The organism is Floridaenema aerugineum BLCC-F46, from assembly GCF_041929345.1.
Classification (GTDB): Bacteria; Cyanobacteriota; Cyanobacteriia; order Cyanobacteriales; family Aerosakkonemataceae; genus Floridanema; species Floridanema aerugineum.
Genome location: NZ_JBHFNQ010000062.1, coordinates 34,693 through 60,190, shown reverse-complemented (window position 1 = coordinate 60,190; position 25,498 = coordinate 34,693). Strand labels below are relative to the sequence as shown.

Below are 25,498 nucleotides of genomic sequence, written 5' to 3'. Positions count from 1 at the left end.
TGTCGCCCTTGCACCAAGACAGGGCGAAGCATTCGGACAGTTATATATTGGTTGAGTTTCATAAATTGTCGCCCTTGCACCAAGACAGGGCGAAGCATTCGGACAGTTATATATTGGTTGAGTTTCATAAATTGTCGCCCTTGCACCAAGACAGGGCGAAGCATTCGGACAGTTATATATTGGTTGAGTTTCATAAATTGTCGCCCGAATGCTTCGCCCCTACACTACTTATCATTGCTTCCGACAGTTATCACAATGTCCACATTTCATCTTATCTGCTTCTTGGGAAAAGCCAAAAGCGTTTAACAGAAATTGCCAGCGACATTGGCGAGTCTGTAAATATTTCTCCATCTGTTTCGCTGCGTTGAATTGATTAGAACTTTGGCTTTTTTCCCCAGTTTTTATTATATAATTAAAAGGGTCAAGCCAGGATAATTTATTCATACTATGTAACAAGGATAAAGCTATTGCAGCTTCGGGAAATTTCCGGGAAATATCGTTAATATTGCCTTGTTTGGGTAGTTTGTTTAATAGCTGTTGGGCTTGTCGTTGTTGCGATCGCATTTTTCCCTCAAAAAACTCCCGTCTTTGCTTATCCCCAGAATCTAAAAATCCCGTCGGTTCACTCATTAATAATAACGCTTCGGAAACTTTCCCATCTCTCCCCGCCCGTCCGATTTCTTGCACATATTCCGAGAGTAATAATGGTGGTTGAAAATGGATTACCCACCTGACATCCGGTTTATTTATCCCCATTCCAAACGCCGAAGTACAAATTACAAAAGGTACTTTTCCCGAAATCCAATCTCTTTCCATTTCTCGCCGTTCTTGGGGATGTAAACCTGCGTGATAAGCTGCGGTTGTGCAAGCTTTTTTTCCCAACCATTCGGCAAGTTCTTCGCTATCTTTGCGAGTTCGCACATATACTAAACCCGCTTGTTTTGGTCTGGCTTGAATAAATTTTAGCAGTCGATGTTTCCGTCCGCAAGGTGTCCAAGCGATTTGGACTTTTAAGTTTAGATTATCTCGATAAGGATTGAGGCGGAAAATTTCTGGTTGTTGTAATTGTAATACGTTTTGAATAGTTTTTTGGGCGAAAGGATCTGCCGTTGCGGTGAAAGCTGCGATCGCCATTTTACTCCCCGTTGGTTTATCCTGAAGTAAAGCATCTCTTACCGTTCCCAACCGTCGATAAGCTGGGCGAAAAGTATCACCCCATTGCACCAAACAATGTGCTTCATCTAATATCAACCCATTAATTTTTAACTGTGGTTGCGCTAACCGTTCCCAAACAGGTTTACTCAGCAAAGTTTCAGGAGAAACATACAGTAATCTTAACCTTTTTTGTTCCAAAGCTGCTAAAATTTGCTTGCGTTCTCCCGGCGATAACTCACTATGTAAAAGTGCTGCGGGTAACTTCCGCTGACGCAACTCTTGCACCTGATTTTCCATCAAAGCTACCAAGGGCGAAACCACTAAAGTTAACCCAGTTTGTAGCAAAGCCGGAAGCTGAAAACAAATCGACTTTCCCCCACCAGTGGGCATAATAATCATTGCATCTTTTTGTGACAATAAGCAACGAATCACCTCGCCTTGTGGGGGACGAAAATCATCATAACCCCAAATATTTTGGAAAGTTTCCCTAACCCTTTCCCAAGACATAGAATCAGAAAAATCATCTGCGTTCATCTGCGTTCATCTGCATTCATCTGCGTTCTAAAAAATCATATATAATGGTACCTAAGAGCTAATCTTCCGCTCAACTTATTTGTGACAGTTATTGGTGCGTAATGTGGGCGTAAGATCCATATTTGTAATTAATTCAGTAAAATCATTAAGATTACTTATAACTTGCACCTTCCTGAATTCAGTTAAATTATTTTGTTCTCCGACTGTAAATTTTTTAGTTGTCAAAAGGATTACTGGAGATAAATAACCCAAAGATTTCCTGATTACTCTTACTACTTCAACTTCTTTTAATTCGGTAATTCTATCAACTAACACAATCAATTTAGGCTGATTTATGATAATTTGAAACATCAGTGAACTTAGGGAATCAGCAGTAATAATTTCCCAATTACCGAAGCTGTTAAAAGAGGTGGAAAATTTTTTCCACATAGGAGAATGCTGATTAATAATAAGCAATTTTTGAGTAGACATAGTTAAATTCCTGATTACTAAAAAAAAGAGTACCCATAAAAAATGAAGAACTGATGAAGAAGAGCAAAGTTTGAAACATAGTCAGTAGACCGAAAGATGAGAGCGATCGCTACAACAGCTGAGGTCTGCAAGGACTCGAAGGCCAAGAAAAATGTACTCAACAATACATTTTCCTGATATGCAGCCGAATATTACTAGCTGACATAAATTTTAGAAGTAGCTAATTGTTAAAATATTCTGATGATTTTCTGAAGATAGGTTTCTCTAAACCCTTCGGGGAAGCAAGCTACATCTGCGTTCATCCGCGTTCTAAAAAATGCCAAGAGCTTTTTTCAAAGCCTCTTGTACTAAAATCTGAATATCTGTTGGTAATATTCCTAACAGTTTCTGAAATATTGATTCACTTACAGTGGCAATTTTATCTGCTCTAATTAAAGATTGCTTTTTCAGACCTGTTTGGGGAAATTCGGGATGATTTTCGTCAATTAAAATCCAAGTATCGCGTAATTGGTCAACAGGTACTTTTGAGAAAATACCCACAATGATGAATTCTTCTCTATGAACTGCTAAAACAAGAGCAGGTCTGAGTTTTGTGGAAGTTAGATCGCTAAATGGAAACCGCACTAACCAAATTTCTGTAGGATTAGGTTTCGTCATTATAAATATCTTCCTCTGGATCGTTCCACTCTGCAAATCCTGTTTCTGCTAACCGCATCATTGCGAGATTTTCCACTCTTTCCTCAATATCTGCCATCAGTGCAATAATTTGTTCGACAGGTAGCTGGAAAATCATCTCTTTGATTTCTTCCTTAGTTAAATTTGATGTCATAACGTTTATCCCTTGAGATAAAGTTTATCCTAGCCTCATCTATTTGAATGATAATGATTCCGAGAAGATTTGACAACTATGCGATCGCCTTTAAAATTAATATATAATGAAACTTACCATTTCCACTTTTTCTTAAGCAAAAATGAATGAAGAGTTACAAAACAGATTTTCCATTAGCACTGACAAAGAGAAATTGAGCCTAGAAACAATTCACAACTTCCTAAAAAACTCCTATTGGGCAGAAAACATACCTTTATCAGTTGTCGAAAAATGTATTGAGAACTCTTTCTGTTTTGGAGTTTATGAAGGTGAGAAACAAGTAGGATTTGGTAGATTAATTACAGATTATGCGACTTTTGCTTATTTTTCCGATGTGTTTATTTTAGAAGAATATCGCGGTTTAGGTTTGGGTAAATGGTTAGTTGAAACAATGTTACAACATCCCGAAGTGCAAGGTTTGCGCCGATGGTTGTTAGTGACGAAAGACGCACAGGAACTTTATCGCCAATTTGGGTTTCAAGAGGTGAAGAGTTCTGATTCCTTTGCGTTGATGGAGATTGTTAAAAGGGATGTTTATCAACGGTAGATTCTAACAGTAGTCAGAAATTCAGACCTTGATACTGTTGAGTAGATTTATGGTCTGACGCACCCTACAACTAACTGCATCATTGTGAGATTTTCCACTCTTTCCTCAATATCTGCCATCAGTGCAATAATTTGTTCGACAGGTAGCTGGAAAATCATCTTTTTGATTTCTTCTTCAGTTAAATTTGATGTCATAACGGTTATTACTTGAAAGTAAAATTGATTTTGTGCAAAAATTTTATCTAACCAACCTTTTTTGTGACTAACTCGCGCTTGATTGCCGAAAAAGCTGATTCTTCGAGTTCAATTCGCTCTTTAATTATCCGTGCAATCCAGTCTTGAACTTCTTCCGAATGTAAGTTAGCAACAAAAGCTATTCTTGCTGCGAGTTCTGAGGGAATTTGTACAAAATTTGGCTGTTTTTGAGATACTTGAATCGGTGCTTCCCATGCTGAATCATCATCGGCTTCTGCGATTACAATTTCGTCAATTTCCGCTTCAGAAAATTTTGATAGTTCTGACATTTTTAATCCTCTTACTCATCGGGTAAACTTTCAATCTCATCCCCAATTAAATCGGGTAAATCTTCTGTATGTACGTGCAAGTGAGAGACTGCGCCAGTTAGTTCAGCTAGAATATCGCCTTTTTGATCGTCTGTTAGATTAGGTAATTTTAGTTGTGTTAGTAGAAATAGCACTGTTTCGCATTCTTCTCCTAATTCGTTTAACAAAACTGAGAGAGTAGAATTAATTTTTGATAGGTTACTAATTTTTGAAACCATTATCATGCCTCGGCAGCAACGTCAACTACAAACAGGATACTCTTATCACGTTACAACTCGCTGCAACAACCGCGAGTTTCGCCTAACACGATTAGAATGTCGAGAAGTGTTTCTTTACGCCATTAAAAAAGCACAGCACAAATACCAATTTAAACTCTTTGCTCTTTGTATAATGAGCAATCACGTTCATTATTTGCTACAACCTGCACAAGCAGAAGATTTACCGAAAATTATGCACTGGTTGAATTGGTACACTGCGATGTGTTTTAATCGAATGCTGAATCGTACCGGGCATTTTTGGGAAAAACGCTATCACAGTACGGGTTTTCCTAACACCGATAAGCGCAGGGCTTTAAATACTTTACGCTACATTCACGCCAACCCGAAAGCAGCGGGAATCCAACAAGGGTTTTTCTATGATTTCAGCAATTATGGCATTCACGATAGATTAGGCGATGATGGGATTACTCAATGGCATCCCGCTTTTTTGTCTCTCGGTAAAACTCTGGATGAATGCGCTGCTAAATATCGAGGTTTCTGTAAAAAATATCGCCCTTTGCCAAAATCAGACAAGAAAAATCATTGGGGTAGTCGTCTGTTAGCGGGAATGAAAATTAAATGCAAAGCCAAAAAATCCGCCCCTGGACAGATGTGCTTTCCTTGGGGCGAGTGGGAAGCAACTGACCCGGAAATTGCAGAGGTGGCAGAAAAGTTTATTCAGGCTAATTCCTTTTATCCGACCTCGGTGCCAGGTATCGGAAAGCCAGAATCCTCATAGCTTCGAGCAAATTCCCTCTGTTGCAATTCTTAAAAATTTTCGGAAAGCCTTATAGGTTACAATTTACAAGTCTCGACGCGAGAGAAGAGAGAACCACCCACAATCCCAACCACACCCCACCACCACAGACACGGGAGTTGGCCCCCAGGGGCATTTAGGGAGAAGGTGAGGTCATCGTATGATTTCCAGGTGTCTTTTTTCATCTCATACCAGCCTACGCGATCGGCAAACTTCTTGTAAATCTCCCAATCATACTCTCCAGGTTTTCCCCCGACACTTTCCCAAATGCGCTTTTGTACAGAAAAACCAAAGCGCCCATTGCTGTATTTTACCCAAAGTCGGTCAATGGTGCGAAGGTCGGTACAGGGAAAATTTTCGATATGTTCGACATTTAAGTAACCTTCCTTTTCCCTTCCAGCAACTTTAAGCATTACTTTAGCAGTTTCTAAATCCGCCTCTCGCCAATTTCCCGCTTTGAGTAAATCCCGTAAATTCTGGTAATCTACCCCTTTATCCGTACTTAAATCATCCGAATCAGACTCAAATAATCTCAACCATTCCGATACCGACTGCGGACGATTTTCCGCTTGTAACTTCATTCCCTCTAGAATACTGTTCCGCACCAACTCACTAACATTATTGGGTATCACCAAAGAATCTCTCAAAACTCTGTTAGGAGAAGGAGGCGGAGTTTTTGCAGTTAACAAACAATAAAGCGTCGCAGCTAAAGCATAAACATCAGTAAACTCTCCTCGATGTTCTTGTTCATCATACTGCTCAAGCGGTGCAAAACCAGGAGTTAGCGCCCAAGTATGCGTTTGAGTAAGATTAGGAATAAACTCTCTAGCAATGCCAAAATCAATTAAAACTGCTTCCGAAACATGAGAACGCACCATAATATTATGTGGTTTCAAATCCCGATGCAGCAAACCTTTATCATGAACAACAGTTAACGCCTCACCAATTTGCCGAATATAACGCAAAGCTTCCGCTTCCGGCAGACAACCACGACTTTTTACCCGTTTCCATAAATCCTCCCCCGCAACATATTCCATCGCAATGCAGGGAAGCGAGTCGTGATGAAACACATTTTCAATCTGAACAATGTGAGGATGTCTGCAAACTGCAAGTCGTAACGCCTCATCTCGGAAATCATGCTGATACTTTTCCCGAAAATCAGCAAAATCTGGGTTAGTCATCACCTCATCTTTCAAGGTTTTGATTACCACCAACTCGCCTTTTCGGTTTTTCGCCAAATAGGTGATGCCAAAACCACCCTCGCCTAGCTTGCTTTCGATAATATAGCGGTTTCCGTATAAATTTGTACCTGTCGGCAAAACCATGACCGAATTTTAATAGGTTACTGAATTAAATTGTGACATATAGTATAGGGCGAATGGAATTTGTGAATATAGGGCGAATGGAATTCGCATCTACACAGACAAAACCTGCCTTCGCAGGTTACGGAGATTATATATTGTTTAGTCCGCGTAGGCGGACTTTGTTTGTGTAGCGGTGATTTTAATCGCCCAATTTATTCGGTGTTACCTGTACAGGCGACGATGGTGAGGGGGAATTTTCCGTTGGCGGCGAATTTGGTCTTAACCAAGCCAAAATCGCTACAATTACGCCTAAAACAGCTGCTATTGCGCCCATTGCTGCTATCCATTCCAATGTATTCCAATTCGGCAAGTTAACCTTTGCAGACTTCAACCCCAATAAATTTAACCATTCCTGCATTGTTTGGGGTCTTTCTTCTGGCGCTAACCTCATACCTTCGCGAATTGCTTCATCTACTTTATCACTAATTTGGGAATTGATTTGTTTTGGTGGCACTAATTTGGCTTTATTTCGGCTGCGTTTTTCCGCACTTGGCGGCACTTCTTTTGTCAATAAAAAATAAAGAGTCGCCGCCAATGAATAAACATCAGTATAAGCCCCCCGTTCTGCATTCACATCGTAAAGTTCCATCGGTGCAAAACCATCAACGGTTGTTGCATTAACGGTAGTCAAAGGGTTATCAAATCCCTTAGCTAAACCGAAATCAATTAACACCGCTTCCGATTTACCATCGCGGATCATAATATTATCTGGTTTGATATCTCGATGCACCAATTCATTTTTGTGAACTACTTGCAACGCTTCCCCAATTTGGCGAATATAGGGTAAAATCTCGGCTTCAGACCAAATTTTTGTGGTGAGTTTACCTAAGTCTTTCCCTGGAATATACTCCATAACTAAGCAAACTAATCGGCCTTCCCGAAAAATTTCTTTAATTTGAACAATATGCGGGTGTTTGCACCTAGCTAAATTCACTGCTTCTTGGTAAAATTTCTCCTGAAGCCGATCGATTTCCGGTTGAGTTAATTGATTGAGTAAGTCGTCGCTAAGAGTTTTAATTACCCATTTTTGATCTTTGGCATCTTTAGCAAGATAGGTAACGCCAAAGCGCCCTTTACCCAACTCTCGATCAATAGTATATTTGCCATTATTTAATTTATCTCCGGGTTGAAAAGCCATATTTTAGATTTGCCTGACTAATCCATTGTTGTACCATATAGTCTAACTTGTCTGCCAAGGGATCTAGTTTCTCTGTAGATTTTAGGTGAGGATAATCTGTTTCAATCCAGTTTTTTACCTGTTTTTGCCAAGCATTATTTCCTACCATTGATAACCGTTTTTACGCCCCCAATCTAACCAAATATTAATCATTGCGTCAGTTTTACCCCTTAATTCTACGGGTATAGGATCGTGCCTAGTAATTGATTGCAAAGCCCAAAACCATCGTCCAGATTTTCGCTCTAATTCTCTTAATAATAAAGGGATAACATCTTTACCCATGCCGATAATTTGTTGATACGCAGGGTGTAAAATCAATTCGGTAGAAGCTGAAATTCCTCTTGTTTCTTCTTGCCATTGATTAACTAATTCTCGAAAAATTGTTTCGATTTCTGCTGGAGTTAAAGTTTGATTGGCAAACATTGAAAATAAATTTAATAAAAACCCAATCCAATATTTAATTGTAGCATAACAGGATTATAAATGTGAATTTTTTATTACCAAATTAACATTTTTCCTAACATAAATAAAAAATAATTTAAACTTCCGAAACTTGAATATCTCGGAAGTTATTCTTTTAATTATTGCAATTAGTTAATTAGACCATAGAAGGGCGATCAAACTGAACTAACAAAAGTTACAGCCCGCAGTTCTTCTTGAAAAATCCGGCGTAGAGTATCTTCATCTAAGGGGAGTTTGGTTTGATCAAGATATTGTCGTAACGCTTGATTGATCATTGTTTGATAACCTTTCCCTTCAGCGTCTCCTTTTTGTCTAAACGCTTCCAGAATATCATTATCAATATAAATGGTAATGCGAGTTTTACCTTCTTGTGGGATAATTGCACCCCGTTTAGCCTGATCAAAATCATATTCCGGTTTCATATTCACGTCTCTCCTTAGAAGTAGCAGGACGGGCAGAAATTAAGCGAATGTTATCACCTCGATAGGTATAGACTACCACTAGCAACCGCCAAAGGTGATCCATGCCCATAACAATAAATCGCTGTTCACCTTTTGCCGATCGATCTTCAAAAGAAAGTGCATAAGGATCGAACAACACAGCCTCAGCATCAGAAAAACTTACTCCGTGTTTTTGTAAATTGCTTTTAGCTTTTTCAGGATTCCATTCAACTGGCATACATATATTATATGTATGTGTGAGAATTATGTCTAAATTTATTTAGGGTTTGCTGAATAATTTATCTCTGAGGGATAGGAGTTCTAGATCGATCGCACAGCAATGGAGGTAGAACCTCCAAAACTGCATTCCCAGGTTGAACCTGGGAACGAGAAAATAGAACTTAGGCAAAAACAGATAACTTAAATCTACATCTGTGGTTAAAAAAAAGCACGAAAGGAAACCTCCCTTCGTGCCAAAAATTAACCTTTCAAAACCTAAACAGAAGCAGCAGCAGAAGTATTTCCCTCAGCTTTACCAGCTTCCTCTTGCTTTTTCAACGCCGCATAAAGACGATTCAAAGCATTAATATATGCTTGGGCAGAAGCGACAATAATATCAGTATTTGCCGAATGACCAGAGAAAATTCTTTCTCCATACTTCAACCGAATAGTAACTTCCCCGATCGCATCAATACCCGCAGTCACCGACTGAACAGAAAACTCAATTAACTGATTCGGCACATTTACCACCCGATTAATTGCTTTATAAACTGCATCAACAGGGCCAGTACCGATCGCCGCATCAGTCAACTCTTCCCCTTCAGGAGTTCGCAAAGTTACTGTTGCCGTTGGACAAGCATTACTACCACAAGAAACCTGTACTAATTCTACCCTAAAAAGGTCAGGCGCTTGCTGAATTTCATCATTAACAATTGCTTCCAAATCCCAATCAGAAATCTCTTTCTTCTTGTCAGCAACTTCCTTAAATCTGATGAAAGCTTTGTTTAAATCGCCTTCTGCAAGTTCAAAACCCAACTCTTTCAACCGCGCCCCAAAAGCATGACGACCGGAATGTTTACCCAAGACAATTTGATTGTTATTTAAACCAATCAATTGGGCATCCATAATTTCGTAGGTGAGTTTATTTTTCAAAACTCCATCTTGGTGAATGCCAGATTCATGGGCGAAAGCATTCGCGCCAACGATCGCCTTATTCGGTTGTACCAACATCCCAGTTAAATTAGAAACTAACCGCGATGTTTTGTAAATTTGCTGAGTGTCAATATTAGTTAATGGTGCTTCCGAATCTACCGGACGACCCAAGTAAGGATTGTAATATTGTCGCCTTACATGAAGCGCCATGACTAACTCTTCTAAAGCAGCATTTCCCGCCCGTTCACCAATACCATTAATGGTGCATTCTAATTGTCTGGCACCATTTTTTACTGCTTCCAAAAAGTTAGCAACTGCTAAACCTAAATCATTGTGTCCGTGAACCGAAATAATCGCTTTGTCGATGTTGGGAACGTTTTCTTTAATCCCTTTAATTATCGCCCCAAATTCAGCAGGTGTGGTATAACCAACGGTGTCGGGAATGTTAACTGTAGTTGCGCCAGCTGCGATCGCCACCTCCAACACCTGATACAAAAATTCTGGATCGCTTCGTCCTGCATCTTCTGGGGAGAATTCCACATCATCCACAAAGGATTTAGCATAAGCAACCATTTCTTCGGTAATTGCTAAAACTTCCGATCGCGTCTTTTTCAACTTATACTTTAAGTGAATATCAGAAGTAGCAATAAAGGTGTGAATTCGCGGTTTTGCCGCAGGTTTTAAAGCTTCGGCAGCGGTTTGAATATCCTTTTGTACGGCCCTTGCCAAACTACAAATAGTCGGCCCATCTGGAGTTCCTACAGTTTGGGCTATTCGATTTACCGCCTCAAAATCTCCCGGACTCGCTACCGCAAATCCCGCTTCAATAATATCAACTCCCAAACGTGCTAATTGCTTGGCAATCAACAATTTTTCATCTACGTTTAAAGTCGCGCCGGGACACTGTTCCCCATCGCGCAAAGTGGTATCGAAGATAATAATTCGATCGGGTTTTGGGTTCATTTTTTCAGCCTCCTGTAACTGAAAATGGCTAACAGTTAAAACTTTTTCATTACTTATCATTTGCGAATAAGTAATAGGTAACTGACTTTTGGCAATCTACCATTCACCAATTACCTAATAGCTTTTTAACCATTTATTCTTGACCTAGACGTAACATCTATTACCAATTACCGCCATTAATAATCGATTTTCTCAATGTGTGCGCGAATATCATTTAGGTCGATGTATCTATCTGTGGCATTACGTAATTCTCTAGCAATCATTCCTTCAGTAGAAACTACTGTGATATGAGTATTTTTTGACCGGAGAAGTTCGATCGCCCTTTCAAAATCTCCATCTCCGCTAAACAAAACAACTTGATCGTATTGATCGACAGTATTAAACATATCCACAACGATTTCTATATCTAAATTTGCCTTTTGTGAATATCTCCCAGAACTATCATCGTAATACTCCTTAAGAATCTTTGTCCGAACTGTGTAACCCAAACTAATTAACGCATCCCTGAATCCTCTTTGATCTTGCGGATCTTTTAATCCTGTATACCAAAAAGCATTGATTAGATTTATATCTGGATCGTTAGTGAAATACTGCAAAACACGACGGGGATCGAAAAACCAACCATTTTTTTGTTGGGCGTAGAACATATTGTTCCCGTCTACAAAAATAGAAAGACGGTTCTTGGAATTAGCCATAGAAACTTACTGCTAAAATTTGTAGAAAACTATTTAAGTGGAATACTCAATTATAGCAACTCTGCCTAACCAAAGTTAATAAGAAGTCTTTTACTAGCTAGTCAAACCTTTATTTATACTTCTTCAAGCTTAGAAATTGTCTATATAATCGAGCTTCAAACGAGCGGATTGACTTCCATAGAGTGCGCTGCGGACTGATCATCCTATTTTCACTCTACTTTACTAAATTTATTGAGTTGATTGCTTTTTAGCCTCCATCTTAGTCCATATTTTCCTCCCCCAGTAAATTTACTGAATTTTGTTTTATCTCTAGCCTAGCTCTATGAGAGCCGAATTGCCTGGGATCACCTGTTTTAGCATTTTAACTCTGGAAAGCTAATTCTACTAACTAGGCTACTTGACAAAAAGTATATTTTACCTACTTGTTTAACCTGAAGGGTAAGTTAGTCGTTTTCCATCAGTTACTTCCTCTTAACATTTCTAAGTAATACTAGCCTAGCGATGTTTCACCACAACTACAGGCTTGTGTATGTAGTCAGGTTAGGACAGAAGGTGTACCAAGGTCAAGAAGCCAAACTATTCATTTCTAAGTATGACAGGAGGGATATAAGTTAAGTTTCCACTGCTATTGGCTTTTATGACTATCCTATCTGAGTTTGAAATAATGTAACTATTTAAGTTACTTTTTGGACAATTTCAGTGGGGCTTGACTAATTTAAGTAAACGTCGATACTAGAAAATTAGTTACACTGCTGTTCTAATTTTGAGTTATCATTAAAATTTTTAATTGCCAGTTGCTTATATTTACCACTATTCTCTTAATGTTGCAATAAATTTAAGTTTTATGTCCGATAATCAAACTGATACTACAATCAATCAGGAGAAAACAAATTGCCAGGATTCCGGTTCGATAAATTCCGGATCGCCACAAGTTTTACCGATAATTTGTATAAAAAAACACAAAAAATTTAGTAAAGGATATAGGAGATAAACTTCCGATAGCAGTTATACTAAGCAGAGAGTTAATTTTTCTAAAGATCTGGGAACAAAATCCAGAAATTACCTTTTGCCGATCGCAGCCAAAAAGTGTGATGAGTTAAGTGAAGCAAAATATACCTGTGGTAATAAAGAAATAAAGAGCCAAGTAGCTATTCTAAATAAGGAATGAACAAATAAAATTGAAAACTTAGAGATAATAAATACTCAACTCAAGATGAGAGGTAAGATATGCCATTAAAACCAACCGTAGCCTCCAGTAAGTTAGCTCAGTCTACTACAGAACTTCCCTCAGTTAAAAGCAAATTAACTAGCGCTAAATCCAGAGGTAAATCTTTGCAGAGTAATCGTTTTCATCGTTGGGGTAATATGGTTGCCGGAGTGTGGGTGATAGCAGCAGCGATCGCTACAGGAATGAACCCGCAAGTAGTGCAGAAAGTTGAAAACGAAATGCAAAACATATTTTTTCAACTGCGAGGGCCAATTGTTCCACCTAATAACATAGTGATTTTAGCGATCGACAATGACACATTATCAATACCCCGACAACTATATCAAATTGCTCCCAAAGATAACGCTAGTTTAGAGCCATTACAAAGCTTTCCTTTCCCAAGAACAGCTTATGCACAAGTAATAGATAAACTGATGGCAGCCGGGGCAAAATCTGTAGCTGTAAATATAGAATTTATTAATCCTAGCAGTTATGGAGCAGCAGACGATCGCCGCTTGCAACAAACATTACAGCGCTTTGCAGGTCGGATTACCTTACCAGCAGCTTACGATGAATACAACACTCCTACCGGACTACAAGTACAACTAATAGAACCATTACCGCTATTACAAACAAATCCAATTTCTCTGGGTTCAATTAATTATTTATTAGAGGCAAATGGGAAAATTCACCGTTTTACTAACGCCTATCGTCAGAAATTAGCAGCAAATTATCAACACCAGCTACAAGCAACTGACAACCTGAAATTAAAGAAAGCTGGGTTTGATTTTGCCGAAGCAACATTACAAGCAGCGAAAATAAATTATCCGCCAGCCAAAGGCGATCGGATAAATTTCTTCGGTTCCAAAGGAACATTTAAACAAATTTCGTTTTGGCAAGTATTAGATCCAAGAGAAGGGAAAAAAATACTTTCTGAATTTCAAGACAAAATTGTATTAATTGGAGCCACTGATACCAGCTTAAAAGATTTTTATCCAACAGCATTTTCTTCAGAAATGCCTGGAGTAGAAATTCATGCCAATGCGATCGCCACCTTGCAGCAAGGAACAGCCCTCGCCAAAGCAATTTCCAATCGATTTATCGAAGCAATAGTTGTACTGATAGGTGTGGGAGGGGCAGCGATAATACTCAACAAACAAAAAAGTAACATTAATAGATTAAGCTACACAATAGGCATGATAATTGCCTGGGGAAGTATTAGTTATATAGCCTTTAATCACGGGTACAAAATATTACCAACAGCCGTACCAACGATCGCGATCGTCCTCACCGGAATTAGCTACTCAACCACCGAAGCAGCCCAAGAAAAAGTGAAAAAACTCTTACTCCATGAAACCTTAAAGAGATATGCAAATTCAGCGATCGTCAAACAAATTATCAGCCAACAAGACGATCTAGCCGACCTACTTCCCATAAAAGACCTAGAATCATCCAGCAAAAAAATTGGTGGTCGCTACGAAATCATTAAAATATTGGGTGCAGGAGGATTTGGCGAAACCTACATAGCCCAAGACACCCAGCGACCGGGCAATCCCTTATGTGTAGTCAAACAACTTAAACCAGACATTTATAACCCCAAACATTTAGACCTAGCTAAACGTTTATTTCCGCGAGAAGCAGAAACCTTAGAAAGGCTAGGTAAACATGACCAAATTCCCCAACTTTTAGCTTACTTTGAAGAAAATGAAGAATTTTACCTAGTCCAAGAATTTATTGATGGACATTCCTTAGAAGACGAATTACCACAAGGTAAGCAAGTTCCCGAAGGCGAAGTCATCAATATGTTAAAAGAGCTCTTAACAGTATTAGAATTCGTCCATAATAACGGAGTTATTCACCGAGACATTAAACCCAACAACATAATTAGACGACACTCAGATCAGAAATTAGTCCTCATTGACTTCGGTGCAGTCAAACAAATTAGCACTCAAGTACTAAACAGTGACGGGTCAACTCGCTTCACAGTCGCCATTGGTACACAAGGATATGCACCATCAGAACAATGTAGCGGTAGACCAAGACCAAACAGCGACATCTACGCATTAGGAATGACCGCAATTAAAGCCCTCACAGGAGTATCTCCTACACAATTAATTCAAGACCCAAAAACAGGAGAAATCTTGTGGACGCATAAAGTGCAAATTAGCCCAGAACTAGCAGCTATAGTCAGCAAAATGGTGTATTCCGATTTTAATCAAAGGTATCAGACCGCAACAGAAGTAATAGAAGATCTTTTAGAGTTAACCAACTCTCCTAATCATGCTTTGCCTGCAACCAAAAATACACCAGAAAAAACAGATTACCTAGAATTAAACCTTCCTACGAGAAACTGGTCAGAAGCTTCACTGGAAATCACAGATGCTTCAGAAGAGGAAATAGAGACCAAAAACTGGACAAATGATTCGTTAGATATAACAGATTTTTCAGAGATTAATACTCCCACAAAAAACTGGTCTGTCGAATCTCAAACCTTTTCCCTACCGCCTAACAATTAAATTATCACTAATCAGAAAAACTATTTCTTAAAAACTGGTAAACGCCAATAGGTTTTCTGATAACAAAATAAATTAAAGCCCACTAAAGCGCCGATTCAGTATTCAAGATAACCTGGAAAACAGGTTTCTATGATTACTAAATCGGCGTTTTAGTGCAGCACATCGTAACTAGACCAACCACACACACCAGCTTAAGGGTGTGGTCAAAAGTATTTGGGAAATCGCCAACGGGTTAAAACCCGTTAACTTAAGCCTCTGGTCGTGGCGGTGGCGCAGGCGGCGGTGGCGCAGGCGGTGGTGGCGCAGGCGGCGGTGGCGCAGGCGGCGGTGGCACAGGCGGTGGTGGTTCTATGGGTGGCGCAGGCAGCGGTGGCGCAGGCGCGGGTGGTGGTTCTACGGGTGGCGCAGGCGGCGGTGGTTCTATGGGTGGCGCAGGCGGCGGTGGCACAGGCGGTGGTGGTTCTATGGGTGGCGCAGGCGGCGGTGGCGCAGGCGGCGGTGGCACAGGCGGTGGTGGTTCTATGGGTGGCGCAGGCGGCGGTGGCGCAGGCGGCGGTGGCACAGGCGGCGGTGGTTCTATGGGTGGCGCAGGCGGCGGTGGTTCTATGGGTGGCGCAGGTGGCGGTGGCGCAGGCGGCGGTGGCGCAGGCGGCGGTGGCGGTGGCACAGGCGCGGGTGGTGGTTCTACGGGTGGCGCAGGCAGCGGTGGCGCAGGCGCGGGTGGTGGTTCTACGGGTGGCGCAGGCGGCGGTGGCGCAGGCGGCGGTGGCGCAGGCGGCGGTGGCGCAGGCGCGGGTGGCAGAGGCGGCGGTGGCAGAGGCGGCGGTGGCGCAGGCGGCGGTGGCGCAGGCGGCGGTGGCGCAGGCGGCGGTGGCGCAGGCGGTGGTGGTGCTTCTACGGGTGGCGCAGGCGGCGGTGGCGCAGGCGGCGGTGGTGGTTCTACGGGTGGCGCAGGCGGCGGTGGTGTGGGTGATTGATTAAACAAAACCTCCCCAGCTTCAACGGGAGGGAATGATTCTAAAGGATTTCTATCTATAGGTGAATTGTTTGGAAAAGGCAGATTCGGTTCAGGGAGGATAATTTTAGATTCATCAAAGGCTAGTGATAGATCGCAATTTGAGGTATTCCCGGAACTAACAGCAGGAGAAAAAGAAATTTGTAATTGGAAAGACTCATCTACTGCTCGGCTTTCCTGCTTTCCCGCAACGCCAGAAGCAGCGCATCGCAGCACAACTTGGTATGGGTTTGATATATTTGTGGGAAGGCGGACAAAAGCTGGAGTTTCTAGAATACCCCTACCAGTTATAGGAGGCTGAGCAGCTAAAGCTGTGGAAGTTTCGGCTTGAACTTGTGCTCTTGCGGGATCGGTTGGAACTTGGTTTGTTAATTCAGTTAGATTGAGCCCTCTGGTTAATTCACTAGTTTCATAAAAAGTTTTCAGATCAAAATCATATATGCCTGTAATTCTGTCTTTTTCAATGACTGCTAACTGTCCTGCTCGCAGTCCTTCTCGTTGTGAGCCACTGTTGTTAAATACTTCTATGTTGCTATCTGTGAGAGCGCCTACGATCGTAGTATTTGTATTAGGAATGTAGCGTACAAATAAGGCAGATCCTCGAATTCCTGCTCTAGCGTTAGGCGTTTGCACGCGAGTTTCACCACGTCCAGGCGGAATCAGCAGCAGCATCGTACCGTTATTCAACCGAAAAGTACGGGTATTGGGTAAAAACAAAAATACTGCTTGTTGACCAATGCGGGCTAAAGAACCATCATTGAAGCGTAATTCTGCTAAAGATTCTGGCCCTGTTGCCAGGGAATCTCCGGGACTGACTCGATCGTATATTCTGGCAGGTCGTCCTCCTTGATTTTGCGGAATCAGCCGCACTAAATTACGTATACTTTCAACAAGGGCTCTGGTTAAAGGCGTTTGAGCACGTACCGCATTGGGTAGTGAGAAGGCTATAATGCCCCATACAATTACGCCCAGAAGCAGAATAAACTTTTGAGACATGGATCTACCTCAGCAAGAAAACCCGTACCATCGTCGCATTGGAATAGCCGCTTTAGCCTCATACTACTAAAGATAAGGTCTTTAGTGTCTGGCTTGATTACACTTTTGGGTATATTAAATCAGCCATTTAAGCGTCATTCCTTTTGTAAGGTCTAGGTGTTGATACTAATTTAATCCAACTTTGTGGGTGATGTTAGGTTGAGAATTAATTACAACTCAGCATTTAGCTGTCAATCTCGTTCCGGGAGTGCCATTATTAGCAAGCTAAAAGTTTCTTTACCGCACTATTTAGAACCACAGCGGCAACCTAAAGAAAGTCTTTTTTTCTGGTTGTTTTTACTGTCTAGTGGTGTTGCTTGTTTGACTTTGGATTTGAATGCTGCTGTCGCTAGTCCAGGCACTTTGGAAAGAGAGTCTTTTGCTCCTGATTTTTCCGGGGAAAGTTTACGTCATCAGGCTCCTAATTTACCACTGATTTCTTACGAAAAAACTGTGTTGGGTTCGGTAAGTAAGTCCGCAGCAGATTTGCAAATTCCAGGTTTAGCGGTAAAGCTCGATCGCGTGGTGACTGTCGAAAGTTTAGCAGTGGATGATATTCCAGCAAATAATCTGTCTGATTCTGATTCTTCTGTGGCGCAAACGGAAACACAATCAACACCAGAGAATGTAGAGGTTGATCCAGATTTAGGTAGGTTGCGGTTGCGGTTACAAAGGGTTCCGCCTACGGAACGCCAACCTGTTTTATATTTTGTTCCTACGCTAAATTTCTCCCGCAGCAATAATCTTTTTTTTAGTATTGATCCGGTTACGGATTCACAGTTTTCCCCTGGATTTCTGTTTTGGTCAACGCCAAAGATTGGTGAGAGGACTTGGTTAAGTTTTTCTTTGGATGGGAACTTGACTCGTTATTTTAAGGAGTCTCAGTTTGATTATAATTTGGTGCGGTTTAAAACGGGTGTTCGTCAGCAGTTAAATTCTCGAATGACTGGGGAAGTTGGTTGGTATAATCAACAGCTGTTTCGGACTAATGGCGATCGCTTTTTGCAGGAAAATTTCTTCTATTTGTGGCTATCACGACGAGATTTTATCACTCCAAAATTAGAACTTTTTTCTTATTATAATGTGGCTCTGGATTTGGCTGACCCGGACGATCGCAGTCGGTTTACTCACTTTTTAACTCTCTATTTAGGTTACTATGTTCGCCCAAGTTTTCAAGTCGGTGTAGAATACCAATTTTTCCTCTCTGACTACACTAAAGTACAGCGTCTAGATTACTTTAGTCGCTTTCTGGGTCGGGTGACTTACAGTATAAATCGCCAGAACCAATTAATTTTTAAGTTTGGCTTTAGTACGGGAGATTCTTCGGAGAACTTCTTGAATTACAATGATTGGTTATTTAATCTCACTTACAGTATCAACTTTCCGATTTATTAAGATAAGAACACCAATCACTCCAACTACCTGCGTACAGTTTAGCAGTTTTAATCCCCGCTATTTCTAATGAGAGTAAGTTGACGCAAGCTGTCACCCCAGAACCGCAATAAACAATAATTTCTTCGGCGTTTTCTACCTCTGACCAACGGCTTTTTTGTGCTTCTGGTGGTTTGGCGTTTCCTTGTTCGTCTGTGACTTCTTGCCAAGGATAGTTTACTGCACCGGGAATATGTCCGGCGATCGGATCTATTGGTTCTTTTTCCCCTCGGTAACGTTCGCCTTCTCGCGAGTCAACTAAGACAACTTGGGGTAAATCTTTGCGGGTTTTTACTGTTTCAATATCGACTACCATTGGCGATCGCAAATTCACCACAAATCTCCCCGGTTTACCAGTTGGTATCGCATCTGACACCGGATAATTACCATTCACCCAAGACTTCCACCCACCATCTAACAAAGCTACTTTGTCATGTCCCAAATAGCGCAATAACCACCATAAACGCGCCGCAAAACCAAACCGCGAATCATCATAAGCAACAACTAAAGTTTCCTGAGAATTGACTCCAATTGCTGCTAACTTTTGGGCTAATTTTTCTATGTTAGGTAACGGATGTCTTCCGCCATGTTCTCCCACTGGCGAGGAAAGGTCTTGATTCAAATCAAGATAGAATGCACCAGCAATATGACTAGTTTGATATTGTTTGCGTCCTAATTCTGGATCGGCTAACGAAAAACGACAATCCACAATGATAATTTGGGGATCTTCGAGATGTTCAGATAGCCATTGGGGAGAAACAATTAAAGGAGTGTCAGACATTGGCGATACTTTGGCTGGATTTTAGTAAAATTAGCTGATTAAAGTATATTGGCTGCAACTAGAGTTGGCAAGCGGGGTGGGTTCACAGCGGGTAAAGTGGGATGGGGGAAAAGCGTAAGCTTAACTCTGAAAGTCAAAGGTTAAGATAAAATCGAAAATCAATCTGACAGATCTCAAGCAACGGAGACTAGCAACTTGGTCGCCTCTAAAGACACACCAGCAAAGACAGAACAACAGCCTTTTATCACCGACCAGGCTGTACTAGAAAAAATCATTATCAGCAAGCTAAATACTCGCATTTATCCGCGTGGAGAATTGGTACTGCCTTGCGTGCCATCCATGCTAGATAATTACATGAAGAGACTGGAAACACTCTTTGAAACCTTTGGTAGACCTTTTTCACAAGCAGAATTAGATCAGTTGCGTCAGATTCTTAGTAAAAGACTACAGCAAGGATTTGAAGTTTCTCCCCACTCTAACGTAATCATTAAATACGAGCCAGCCAAAGCGCCAGAAGTGGGTTTAACTTGCAACATTTCCACAGCCGTTTCCACAGTTGCAGACCAATATAAAAGCTGGGTAGAAAATAGAAAACCCCCCTTATTTGGTTCTCATCCAGATGCCAAAGTCATGGCTGTGGTATCAGAAATGAAGCAAGACCCTAGTACTACACCAATTTTAGATGTAGGAGCCGGAACAGGTCGCAACACATTGCCATTGGGAAAACTCGGTTATTTAGTTCACGCTGTAGAACTAACACCCGCTTTTGTCCAACAAATTCAAGCAGCTGTAGGAGCAGAAGGTTTGCCAGTAGTAGTTACTGAAGGTAACATTCTCGACCCAATGGTAAGAATGCGACCTGCACACTATAAATTAGCAATTGTTTCTGAAGTAATCTCCCATTTTCGCGATGCAGATCAACTGCGACTTTTGCTAGCCAAAATGAGTGATGTTCTGCGTTCAGGTGGTTTATTACTATTTAATACTTTCTTAGCTGTTGATGGTTATGAACCCGATCGAACTGTCAGAGAAATGGCAGAAATTGCTTGGTCTTCTGTATTTACCAGAGCAGATTTAAAATCAGCAATGGAAGGTTTACCATTGGAATTAATTTCCGATGAACCTGTATTTGAATATGAAAAAGAAAATTTACCAGCAGAAGCTTGGCCCCCCACAGGTTGGTTTATTAATTGGTCAACTGGTAGAGATCTTTTCCCCGTAGCTAATGGTAGACCACCAATGGAATTACGCTGGTTACTTTGCAAACGGACATAAACTAATTGTAGGGTGCGTTAACGCAGTGTAACGCACCAATAATTTACATAAAGCTGAGTTTTTAGAGTTAGCGATCGCTCTTGGCTCTTTTGGGTTGATGGGGAAAAATGTTCATCATCTCACAAAATTTGGGAATGGTGCGTTAGGCTTAAACTAATTGTAGGGTGCGTTAACGCAGTGTAACGCACCAATAATTTACATAAAGCTGATTTTTTAGAGTTGGCGATCGCTCTTTTCAACCATTCCCCAAAGTCAAAATACCTGATAACATATCCACCACCAACCGCCGACTTTTCAACCATTGCCGACCAATTAAAATTTCAGGAACTCCATTCCCCACATGAACTGGAATATCAAATTCTTCTCCATCTATTCGCATTTTTCCAGCATAGATTCCCAACTCAAAATCTCCTTGTGCTGTTCCCATTACTTGTTGCTCTACAAAAATCCAATCAAGACCATCTAAATCTTGATAATTTATTGCTAACCAACCAGAAAATCCAGTATCCAATAACGCTTCAACTGGTAACTCTAACCCTTCCCCAGTAATCAACTCAATTTCAAAAAATAACTCATCACTCTCGCCAAATCTCCCCTGAATCATATCGTGCCACAAACCCCTGTTTCATTAATACGAAAAAGGTGTAATTTGCGATGGGGATGTTTCTCTAGAGCTATTTTTGTAGCCACCATGTCATTTTTATCGATAAAATAATCTCCACTCTCAGGCTCAACAGCAATATACCAGTTGTAATGAGTTTTAATTAACTCTGGTTGCACTTGTTTAAAAATTACTTCGCAACGCTGACGGAAGGCTTTGCTTTCAGCTTCCCATTGCGCTTTCCTTTCCTCAGACCATTGGATTTCTGGAAAAATTCTGCCTCGTCGTACCACCCGATTAGATTTAGTTTCAGCCATTGTCTTTCCCGTGCCAAATTATTAGTTTAATTATAAAACCACCCGACTCGGAGAATCAGGTGGCTTAAGTAAATTATCCATCAATTAAATGAAAGCTTGTAAACGTTGAATTAGTTGTCCTGGTTGAACTACTCCTTCAATTCTTTCTACAGGATCGGCATTTTTAAACAGTATTAAAGTTGGCAAAGCGTAAATATTATATTTCGATGCTAACTCAGGATACTTTTCGGAATCAATTTTTACAATTCTTAATCGATCGCTCAACTGAGCATTCACATCTTCTAAAATCTTTGCCATCATTTTACAAGGGCCACACCACTCAGCGTAAAAATCCACCAACACAGGCAAATCGGACTGACTTAACAAATCGTCAAAACTGGTGAACTCTTGTTTTGTCGCCATATAATAAAATTCCTTTTTGAACAACCATAAATACATCCTAATTCCTTATTTAAAAAATTCTGTCCGACTAGGGTACAAATCAACCTAAGATAGTTAGCGCAGTGTTTTTACTTACTGTGGCATTCAGACAGAAAAAAGGAACTTTTCATGGAACCATTACCAGAGAATCTTCAGCGTTTACGTGGACAAGTTGCCATTGTTACTGGTGCATCGCGGGGAATTGGTCGCGCGATCGCTTTAACTTTAGCCGCAGAAGGCGCAAATGTAGTAGTTAACTACGCTAGTTCCAGTACCGCAGCTGAAGAAGTGGTAGCCAAAATTAACAGTATGGGGTGTGAAGCGATCGCCTTACAAGCAGATGTTTCTCAAGCTGAACAAGTAGACAATATCCTCAATGCCGTTACACAAAAGTGGGGTCGAGTTGATATTTTAGTCAATAACGCTGGAATTACCCGCGATACACTTTTATTACGCATGAAACCAGAAGATTGGCAAGCAGTAATTGACTTGAATTTAACAGGCGTTTTCCTCTGTACCCGCGCCGTTAGTAAAGTAATGTTGAAACAACGTTCTGGCAGAATTGTTAATATTACTTCTGTGGCTGGACAAATGGGAAATCCTGGTCAAGCAAATTATAGTGCTGCTAAAGCTGGCGTAATTGGTTTTACTAAAACTATTGCCAAAGAATTTGCTAGTCGGGGAATTACAGTAAATGCTGTTGCACCAGGATTTATTGAAACAGATATGACCAGCAATTTAAAATCTGAGGAAATCCTCAAATATATTCCTTTAGGACGTTACGGAAAGCCAGAAGAAATTGCTGGTATGGTGCGTTTTTTAGCTGCCGATCCTGCGGCTGCTTATATTACAGGACAAGTATTTAATGTCGATGGTGGTATGGTGATGGCATAAGCAATTTTAGATTTTAGATTTTAGATGTTAGGTTCTAAAATCTAAAATCCAGTAATTACCAATCTCTTAATTATGCGGGTAATTTTTGAACGTAGTGGTGGTTTTGCCGGAATACGGATAACCAAAACAATTGATATTGATACGCTTCCAGAAAGTGAAAGAAATCAGCTACAGCTGTTAATTGAAGCGGCTAATTTCTTTAAATTACCTGAAAATATAACTTCTGCTAATCCTCAACCCGATCGCTTTCACTACCAAATCACTGTGGAAAAAAGTCAGCGACAACACAGAGTTATAGTTAGCGAACAAGCAGTTCCAGATACTTTAAGACCGCTTTTAGAATGGCTGATGAGGGTAAAGTGATTGGGGACTGGGGACTGGGGAGGTGGGGAGGTGGGGAGGCTTCCGTCTTGGTCAGCCGAATGGTGGGGAGGTGGGGGGAGTTTTGAGTTGTAGGGGCAATTCATGAATTGCCCCTACAGAGTTTTGAGTTAAACTTCCCCATCACCCCATCACCCCATCTCTTCTGCCTCTAGAGCACTCCTACTTGTTGCCAAGCGTTACGGACTGCTTTTTGTTCTAAACTTTCAGGGCCATATAATTCACCTGCGATCGCAATAATTGTATTAGCAGCACGTCTAAAATTAGCTCTGGAACGTAAGCGATCGCGCAAAGCAATATACCAAATTCTTCCGGCTTTTTCCCAAGCATAACCGCCTATTTCGATCGCAGCTAAATAAAAAGCACGGTTAGCAATTCCTGAGTTGATATGCACCCCAGCATTATCATCTCTACCTCGATATTGGTCTTTAACATTTGCAGGTTGGGGATCTCTACCAAGTAAGGGATCGTTGTATGCTGTTCCTGGTGCTTTCATGGAACGAATACCCACACCATTAACTTTTTCGGTAAACAAACCTTCGCCAATAATCCAATCAGCTTGATCTGCGGTTTGATTGAGCAGTCTTTGTTTTACTAAAGCCCCAAAAACATCGGAAAAAGATTCATTTAAAGCCCCTGATTCTCCATAATAAATTAAAGCCGCTTCGTTTTCTGTTATTCCATGAGTTAATTCATGGGCAATTACATCAACTGCTTTAGTAAACCGATTAAAAATTTCCCCATCTCCATCACCGTAAACCATTTGACTACCATTCCAAAAAGCGTTGTCATAATTTACGCCATAATGAACGGTAGAATCTAAAGCCATGCCGCGATCGTCGATGGAATTGCGATCGTAAATATCACCGAAAAAATCGTAAGTTGCACCCGAACCATCATAAGCTTCATCCACCGCTAAATCACCCGTTGGCGGATCGTTTTCCACTCGCACCAAAGTTCCCGGTAACTCAATCCCATTTTTCGCATCATAAATACTGCGGCGTTTTTCCCCTGGTGGTGGCATTAATTGAATCCCGCCAATTGCTTCTCTTCTTCCGCGAAATTGTTCGGAAACGATTAATGTTTGAAAAGCCCAATTTCGCTGTTCGTCTGTTCCATTTACAGCAATTTCCCTTAACATATAGGGAGGAATAATGCAGCAAATCGGACAAACACACTTTTGGCGATCGTCAATTTTTGATTTGGTTGTTTTTCTCTTTCTCGCAATCATAAGTTATTTCCTTGCTCAAGCAATTTCAGATTTTGAAGTTTGGTTTAATTTAAAATCTCTAATAATCAATCTAAATTTTTTGAGAGCGAGGTAAAATAAAGTTCCCTTCGCTCTCAAAAATTAGTGCATGAAAATTATTAGGTACTCAAAGGAACTTAAGGTTCCATTTTGACTTTCACTCGACAACCGATGTTGAATATATTAGAACCACATTCCAGAGCGATCGGTTTACCATCATTGTCCTTCGCACTACAGCTAACGTAACCATTATTATCGGTGTCCCTCATCATACATTCTATGGGTTGAATGTTGGCGTGTTTAGACCAATCTTTCAGCCCTTTAGTGGCAACTATGTTAACCCAATAGAAATTGAGGGTAAATATCCCAATAGCAAAAATTGCTACAATTGTACCGATGATTCCAGCTTTCACTTTCCAATTACTAAAAAATCCATTGACTTTAGCTTGAATTGTTTGCGATGCAGGCGAAGTTGTAACTGTGGAATTAACCGGAGTTGGAGTTACAACTGGCGGAGATTGATTGGTTGTTGATTCGGGTTGAGTTCCAGACATGGGAGGTTTCCTAATCCATTAACTCAGACTAAACTGGTCAGCGACCACCATCAGGGAAGGTAGTCACAGGACAACTGTAACATCTCCCATTGTGAGCTTCACTCTAGCATCCCATTTAATTCTCGGTAATTTAATTCTGTTATCAAAAATCTTGATACTACCTTCGAGGTAAAAGCTGTCTTTGATGTTCTTCTTTTTAAACCTTGGCTAGCTACAAAGATCCTGTTTAGCCACTAAAGTCATCCCAGTAAAACTTGCTGAGTATGTTGCCAGATGTCTAACACAATACATTCTAGCAAAACTTGTTGTTTCCAACAACAACAGCACCCAAACTGGACTTACCGAGTGATTTCCTCTGTTAGTTAATTCAAGTTGGAGAGACAATGAAAAACTTAGCTTCTGTTGTCTTACTCCCCTT

At 40.8% G+C, this 25,498-nt stretch carries 30 protein-coding genes, 1 pseudogene and 1 CRISPR repeat array; of the genes and pseudogenes, 8 read left to right on the top strand and 23 right to left on the bottom strand.

The window, feature by feature from the left end; genetic code table 11:
- From ACE1CC_RS07785 to ACE1CC_RS07765, 5 genes are all read right to left on the bottom strand, one after another.
- Positions 1–194, bottom strand: a 194-nt coding sequence (locus tag ACE1CC_RS07785; RefSeq protein WP_413269901.1) for a hypothetical protein, incomplete at its 3' end; no start/stop codon positions are given.
- Between the two features lie 37 nt (positions 195–231).
- Positions 232–1,689 (bottom strand): RecQ family ATP-dependent DNA helicase, encoded by a 1,458-nt coding sequence (locus ACE1CC_RS07780; RefSeq protein WP_413269900.1) that lies wholly within the window; start codon positions 1,687–1,689, stop codon positions 232–234.
- Positions 1,690–1,764: 75 nt separating this feature from the next.
- Positions 1,765–2,160 (bottom strand): response regulator, encoded by a 396-nt coding sequence (locus ACE1CC_RS07775; RefSeq protein ID WP_413269899.1) that lies wholly within the window; start codon positions 2,158–2,160, stop codon positions 1,765–1,767.
- A gap of 309 nt (positions 2,161–2,469) precedes the next feature.
- Positions 2,470–2,817 carry a type II toxin-antitoxin system PemK/MazF family toxin gene (locus tag ACE1CC_RS07770; protein WP_413269898.1) on the bottom strand — a complete coding sequence of 116 codons (348 nt, stop codon included), beginning with the start codon at positions 2,815–2,817 and terminating at the stop codon, positions 2,470–2,472.
- Positions 2,804–2,989: a hypothetical protein gene (locus ACE1CC_RS07765; RefSeq protein ID WP_413269897.1), complete on the bottom strand. Its 186-nt coding sequence runs from the start codon at positions 2,987–2,989 to the stop codon at positions 2,804–2,806. Before ACE1CC_RS07765 ends, ACE1CC_RS07770 begins: the two co-directional genes overlap by 14 nt.
- Before the next feature lie 142 nt (positions 2,990–3,131).
- Between ACE1CC_RS07765 and ACE1CC_RS07760 the strand changes: the two genes are divergently transcribed.
- Entirely contained in the window at positions 3,132–3,575 is a 444-nt protein-coding gene (locus ACE1CC_RS07760) for a GNAT family N-acetyltransferase (RefSeq protein ID WP_413269896.1), read from the top strand.
- A gap of 47 nt (positions 3,576–3,622) precedes the next feature.
- On the opposite strand, the gene ACE1CC_RS07755 is transcribed toward ACE1CC_RS07760, so the two are convergent.
- From ACE1CC_RS07755 to ACE1CC_RS07745, 3 genes are read right to left on the bottom strand one after another with little or no spacing between them, the layout of a single operon-like run.
- Positions 3,623–3,769: a hypothetical protein gene (locus ACE1CC_RS07755; protein WP_413269895.1), complete on the bottom strand. Its 147-nt coding sequence runs from the start codon at positions 3,767–3,769 to the stop codon at positions 3,623–3,625.
- Positions 3,770–3,816: 47 nt separating this feature from the next.
- Positions 3,817–4,098 (bottom strand): hypothetical protein, encoded by a 282-nt coding sequence (locus tag ACE1CC_RS07750; RefSeq protein WP_413269894.1) that lies wholly within the window; start codon positions 4,096–4,098, stop codon positions 3,817–3,819.
- A gap of 11 nt (positions 4,099–4,109) precedes the next feature.
- Positions 4,110–4,355: a hypothetical protein gene (locus ACE1CC_RS07745; RefSeq protein WP_413269893.1), complete on the bottom strand. Its 246-nt coding sequence runs from the start codon at positions 4,353–4,355 to the stop codon at positions 4,110–4,112.
- 4 nt (positions 4,356–4,359) lie between these two features.
- On the opposite strand from ACE1CC_RS07745, the gene ACE1CC_RS07740 reads away from it, so the two are divergent.
- Positions 4,360–5,133 (top strand): transposase, encoded by a 774-nt coding sequence (locus tag ACE1CC_RS07740; RefSeq protein ID WP_413269892.1) that lies wholly within the window; start codon positions 4,360–4,362, stop codon positions 5,131–5,133.
- A 56-nt stretch (positions 5,134–5,189) separates the two neighbouring features.
- Here ACE1CC_RS07740 and ACE1CC_RS07735 read toward each other — a convergent pair whose 3' ends face one another.
- The 8 genes from ACE1CC_RS07735 to labA all read right to left on the bottom strand — a co-directional run bounded on the left by ACE1CC_RS07735 (position 5,190) and on the right by labA (position 11,404).
- Positions 5,190–6,476, bottom strand: a complete 1,287-nt coding sequence (locus tag ACE1CC_RS07735) for a GUN4 domain-containing protein (RefSeq protein ID WP_413269891.1) — start codon at positions 6,474–6,476, stop codon at positions 5,190–5,192.
- A gap of 178 nt (positions 6,477–6,654) precedes the next feature.
- Positions 6,655–7,653, bottom strand: coding sequence for a serine/threonine protein kinase (locus ACE1CC_RS07730; RefSeq protein WP_413269890.1), 999 nt, complete (start codon positions 7,651–7,653; stop codon positions 6,655–6,657).
- Complete coding sequence (locus ACE1CC_RS07725; protein WP_413269889.1) at positions 7,631–7,801, bottom strand: hypothetical protein; 171 nt, start codon at positions 7,799–7,801, stop codon at positions 7,631–7,633. The genes ACE1CC_RS07730 and ACE1CC_RS07725 overlap by 23 nt, the downstream gene beginning before the upstream one ends.
- The gene (locus tag ACE1CC_RS07720) at positions 7,795–8,115 is read right to left on the bottom strand and encodes a hypothetical protein (protein ID WP_413269888.1); all 321 of its coding nucleotides are present in this window, start codon (positions 8,113–8,115) and stop codon (positions 7,795–7,797) included. Before ACE1CC_RS07720 ends, ACE1CC_RS07725 begins: the two co-directional genes overlap by 7 nt.
- A 194-nt stretch (positions 8,116–8,309) precedes the next feature.
- On the bottom strand, positions 8,310–8,576 hold the full coding sequence (locus ACE1CC_RS07715; protein ID WP_413269887.1) for a BrnA antitoxin family protein: 267 nt from the start codon (positions 8,574–8,576) through the stop codon (positions 8,310–8,312).
- Positions 8,560–8,832, bottom strand: coding sequence for a BrnT family toxin (locus tag ACE1CC_RS07710; RefSeq protein ID WP_413269886.1), 273 nt, complete (start codon positions 8,830–8,832; stop codon positions 8,560–8,562). Before ACE1CC_RS07710 ends, ACE1CC_RS07715 begins: the two co-directional genes overlap by 17 nt.
- A 257-nt stretch (positions 8,833–9,089) precedes the next feature.
- Complete coding sequence (locus ACE1CC_RS07705; RefSeq protein WP_413269885.1) at positions 9,090–10,709, bottom strand: 2-isopropylmalate synthase; 1,620 nt, start codon at positions 10,707–10,709, stop codon at positions 9,090–9,092.
- A 176-nt stretch (positions 10,710–10,885) separates the two neighbouring features.
- Positions 10,886–11,404: a low amplitude/bright protein LabA gene (labA, locus tag ACE1CC_RS07700; protein WP_413266529.1), complete on the bottom strand. Its 519-nt coding sequence runs from the start codon at positions 11,402–11,404 to the stop codon at positions 10,886–10,888.
- 1,227 nt (positions 11,405–12,631) lie between these two features.
- Between labA and ACE1CC_RS07695 the strand changes: the two genes are divergently transcribed.
- Positions 12,632–15,127 (top strand): CHASE2 domain-containing protein, encoded by a 2,496-nt coding sequence (locus ACE1CC_RS07695; RefSeq protein ID WP_413269884.1) that lies wholly within the window; start codon positions 12,632–12,634, stop codon positions 15,125–15,127.
- Positions 15,128–15,423: 296 nt separating this feature from the next.
- A CRISPR array of direct repeats spans positions 15,424–16,061; the repeat unit is 35 nt; unit sequence GGTGGCGCAGGCGGCGGTGGCGCAGGCGGCGGTGG.
- Positions 16,062–16,170: 109 nt separating this feature from the next.
- Positions 16,171–16,443: a hypothetical protein gene (locus tag ACE1CC_RS07690; RefSeq protein ID WP_413269883.1), complete on the top strand. Its 273-nt coding sequence runs from the start codon at positions 16,171–16,173 to the stop codon at positions 16,441–16,443.
- A gap of 323 nt (positions 16,444–16,766) precedes the next feature.
- On the opposite strand, the pseudogene ACE1CC_RS07685 reads toward ACE1CC_RS07690, so the two are convergent.
- A pseudogene (locus ACE1CC_RS07685) lies at positions 16,767–17,138 on the bottom strand (hypothetical protein); the annotation flags it as partial.
- A gap of 198 nt (positions 17,139–17,336) precedes the next feature.
- Here ACE1CC_RS07685 and ACE1CC_RS07680 point away from each other — a divergent pair.
- Complete coding sequence (locus ACE1CC_RS07680; RefSeq protein ID WP_413269882.1) at positions 17,337–18,572, top strand: hypothetical protein; 1,236 nt, start codon at positions 17,337–17,339, stop codon at positions 18,570–18,572.
- On the opposite strand, the gene ACE1CC_RS07675 is transcribed toward ACE1CC_RS07680, so the two are convergent.
- Positions 18,553–19,389, bottom strand: a complete 837-nt coding sequence (locus ACE1CC_RS07675; RefSeq protein ID WP_413269881.1) for a sulfurtransferase — start codon at positions 19,387–19,389, stop codon at positions 18,553–18,555. The two genes, ACE1CC_RS07680 and ACE1CC_RS07675, sit on opposite strands and share 20 nt — an antisense overlap.
- A 195-nt stretch (positions 19,390–19,584) precedes the next feature.
- Here ACE1CC_RS07675 and ACE1CC_RS07670 point away from each other — a divergent pair, with 195 nt between their 5' ends.
- Positions 19,585–20,664 carry a class I SAM-dependent methyltransferase gene (locus ACE1CC_RS07670; protein ID WP_413269880.1) on the top strand — a complete coding sequence of 360 codons (1,080 nt, stop codon included), beginning with the start codon at positions 19,585–19,587 and terminating at the stop codon, positions 20,662–20,664.
- 235 nt (positions 20,665–20,899) lie between these two features.
- On the opposite strand, the gene ACE1CC_RS07665 is transcribed toward ACE1CC_RS07670, so the two are convergent.
- From ACE1CC_RS07665 to trxA, 3 genes are all read right to left on the bottom strand, one after another.
- On the bottom strand, positions 20,900–21,268 hold the full coding sequence (locus ACE1CC_RS07665; protein ID WP_413269879.1) for an aspartyl protease: 369 nt from the start codon (positions 21,266–21,268) through the stop codon (positions 20,900–20,902).
- A complete protein-coding gene (locus tag ACE1CC_RS07660; RefSeq protein ID WP_413269878.1) occupies positions 21,265–21,582 on the bottom strand; it encodes a hypothetical protein in 318 nt (105 codons plus the stop codon). The genes ACE1CC_RS07665 and ACE1CC_RS07660 overlap by 4 nt, the downstream gene beginning before the upstream one ends.
- An 84-nt stretch (positions 21,583–21,666) precedes the next feature.
- Positions 21,667–21,984 (bottom strand): thioredoxin, encoded by a 318-nt coding sequence (gene trxA / locus ACE1CC_RS07655; protein WP_413269877.1) that lies wholly within the window; start codon positions 21,982–21,984, stop codon positions 21,667–21,669.
- Positions 21,985–22,131: 147 nt separating this feature from the next.
- Between trxA and fabG the strand changes: the two genes are divergently transcribed.
- Both fabG and ACE1CC_RS07645 read left to right on the top strand, forming a co-directional pair.
- A complete protein-coding gene (gene fabG / locus ACE1CC_RS07650; protein ID WP_413269876.1) occupies positions 22,132–22,896 on the top strand; it encodes a 3-oxoacyl-[acyl-carrier-protein] reductase in 765 nt (254 codons plus the stop codon).
- 72 nt (positions 22,897–22,968) lie between these two features.
- A complete protein-coding gene (locus ACE1CC_RS07645) occupies positions 22,969–23,259 on the top strand; it encodes a protealysin inhibitor emfourin (RefSeq protein WP_413269875.1) in 291 nt (96 codons plus the stop codon).
- Positions 23,260–23,428: 169 nt separating this feature from the next.
- Here ACE1CC_RS07645 and ACE1CC_RS07640 read toward each other — a convergent pair whose 3' ends face one another.
- Together ACE1CC_RS07640 and ACE1CC_RS07635 are read right to left on the bottom strand one after the other, a co-directional pair.
- Positions 23,429–24,508 (bottom strand): M4 family metallopeptidase, encoded by a 1,080-nt coding sequence (locus tag ACE1CC_RS07640; RefSeq protein ID WP_413269874.1) that lies wholly within the window; start codon positions 24,506–24,508, stop codon positions 23,429–23,431.
- 155 nt (positions 24,509–24,663) lie between these two features.
- Entirely contained in the window at positions 24,664–25,080 is a 417-nt protein-coding gene (locus ACE1CC_RS07635; protein WP_413269873.1) for a hypothetical protein, read from the bottom strand.
- Positions 25,081–25,498 lie beyond the last annotated feature (418 nt).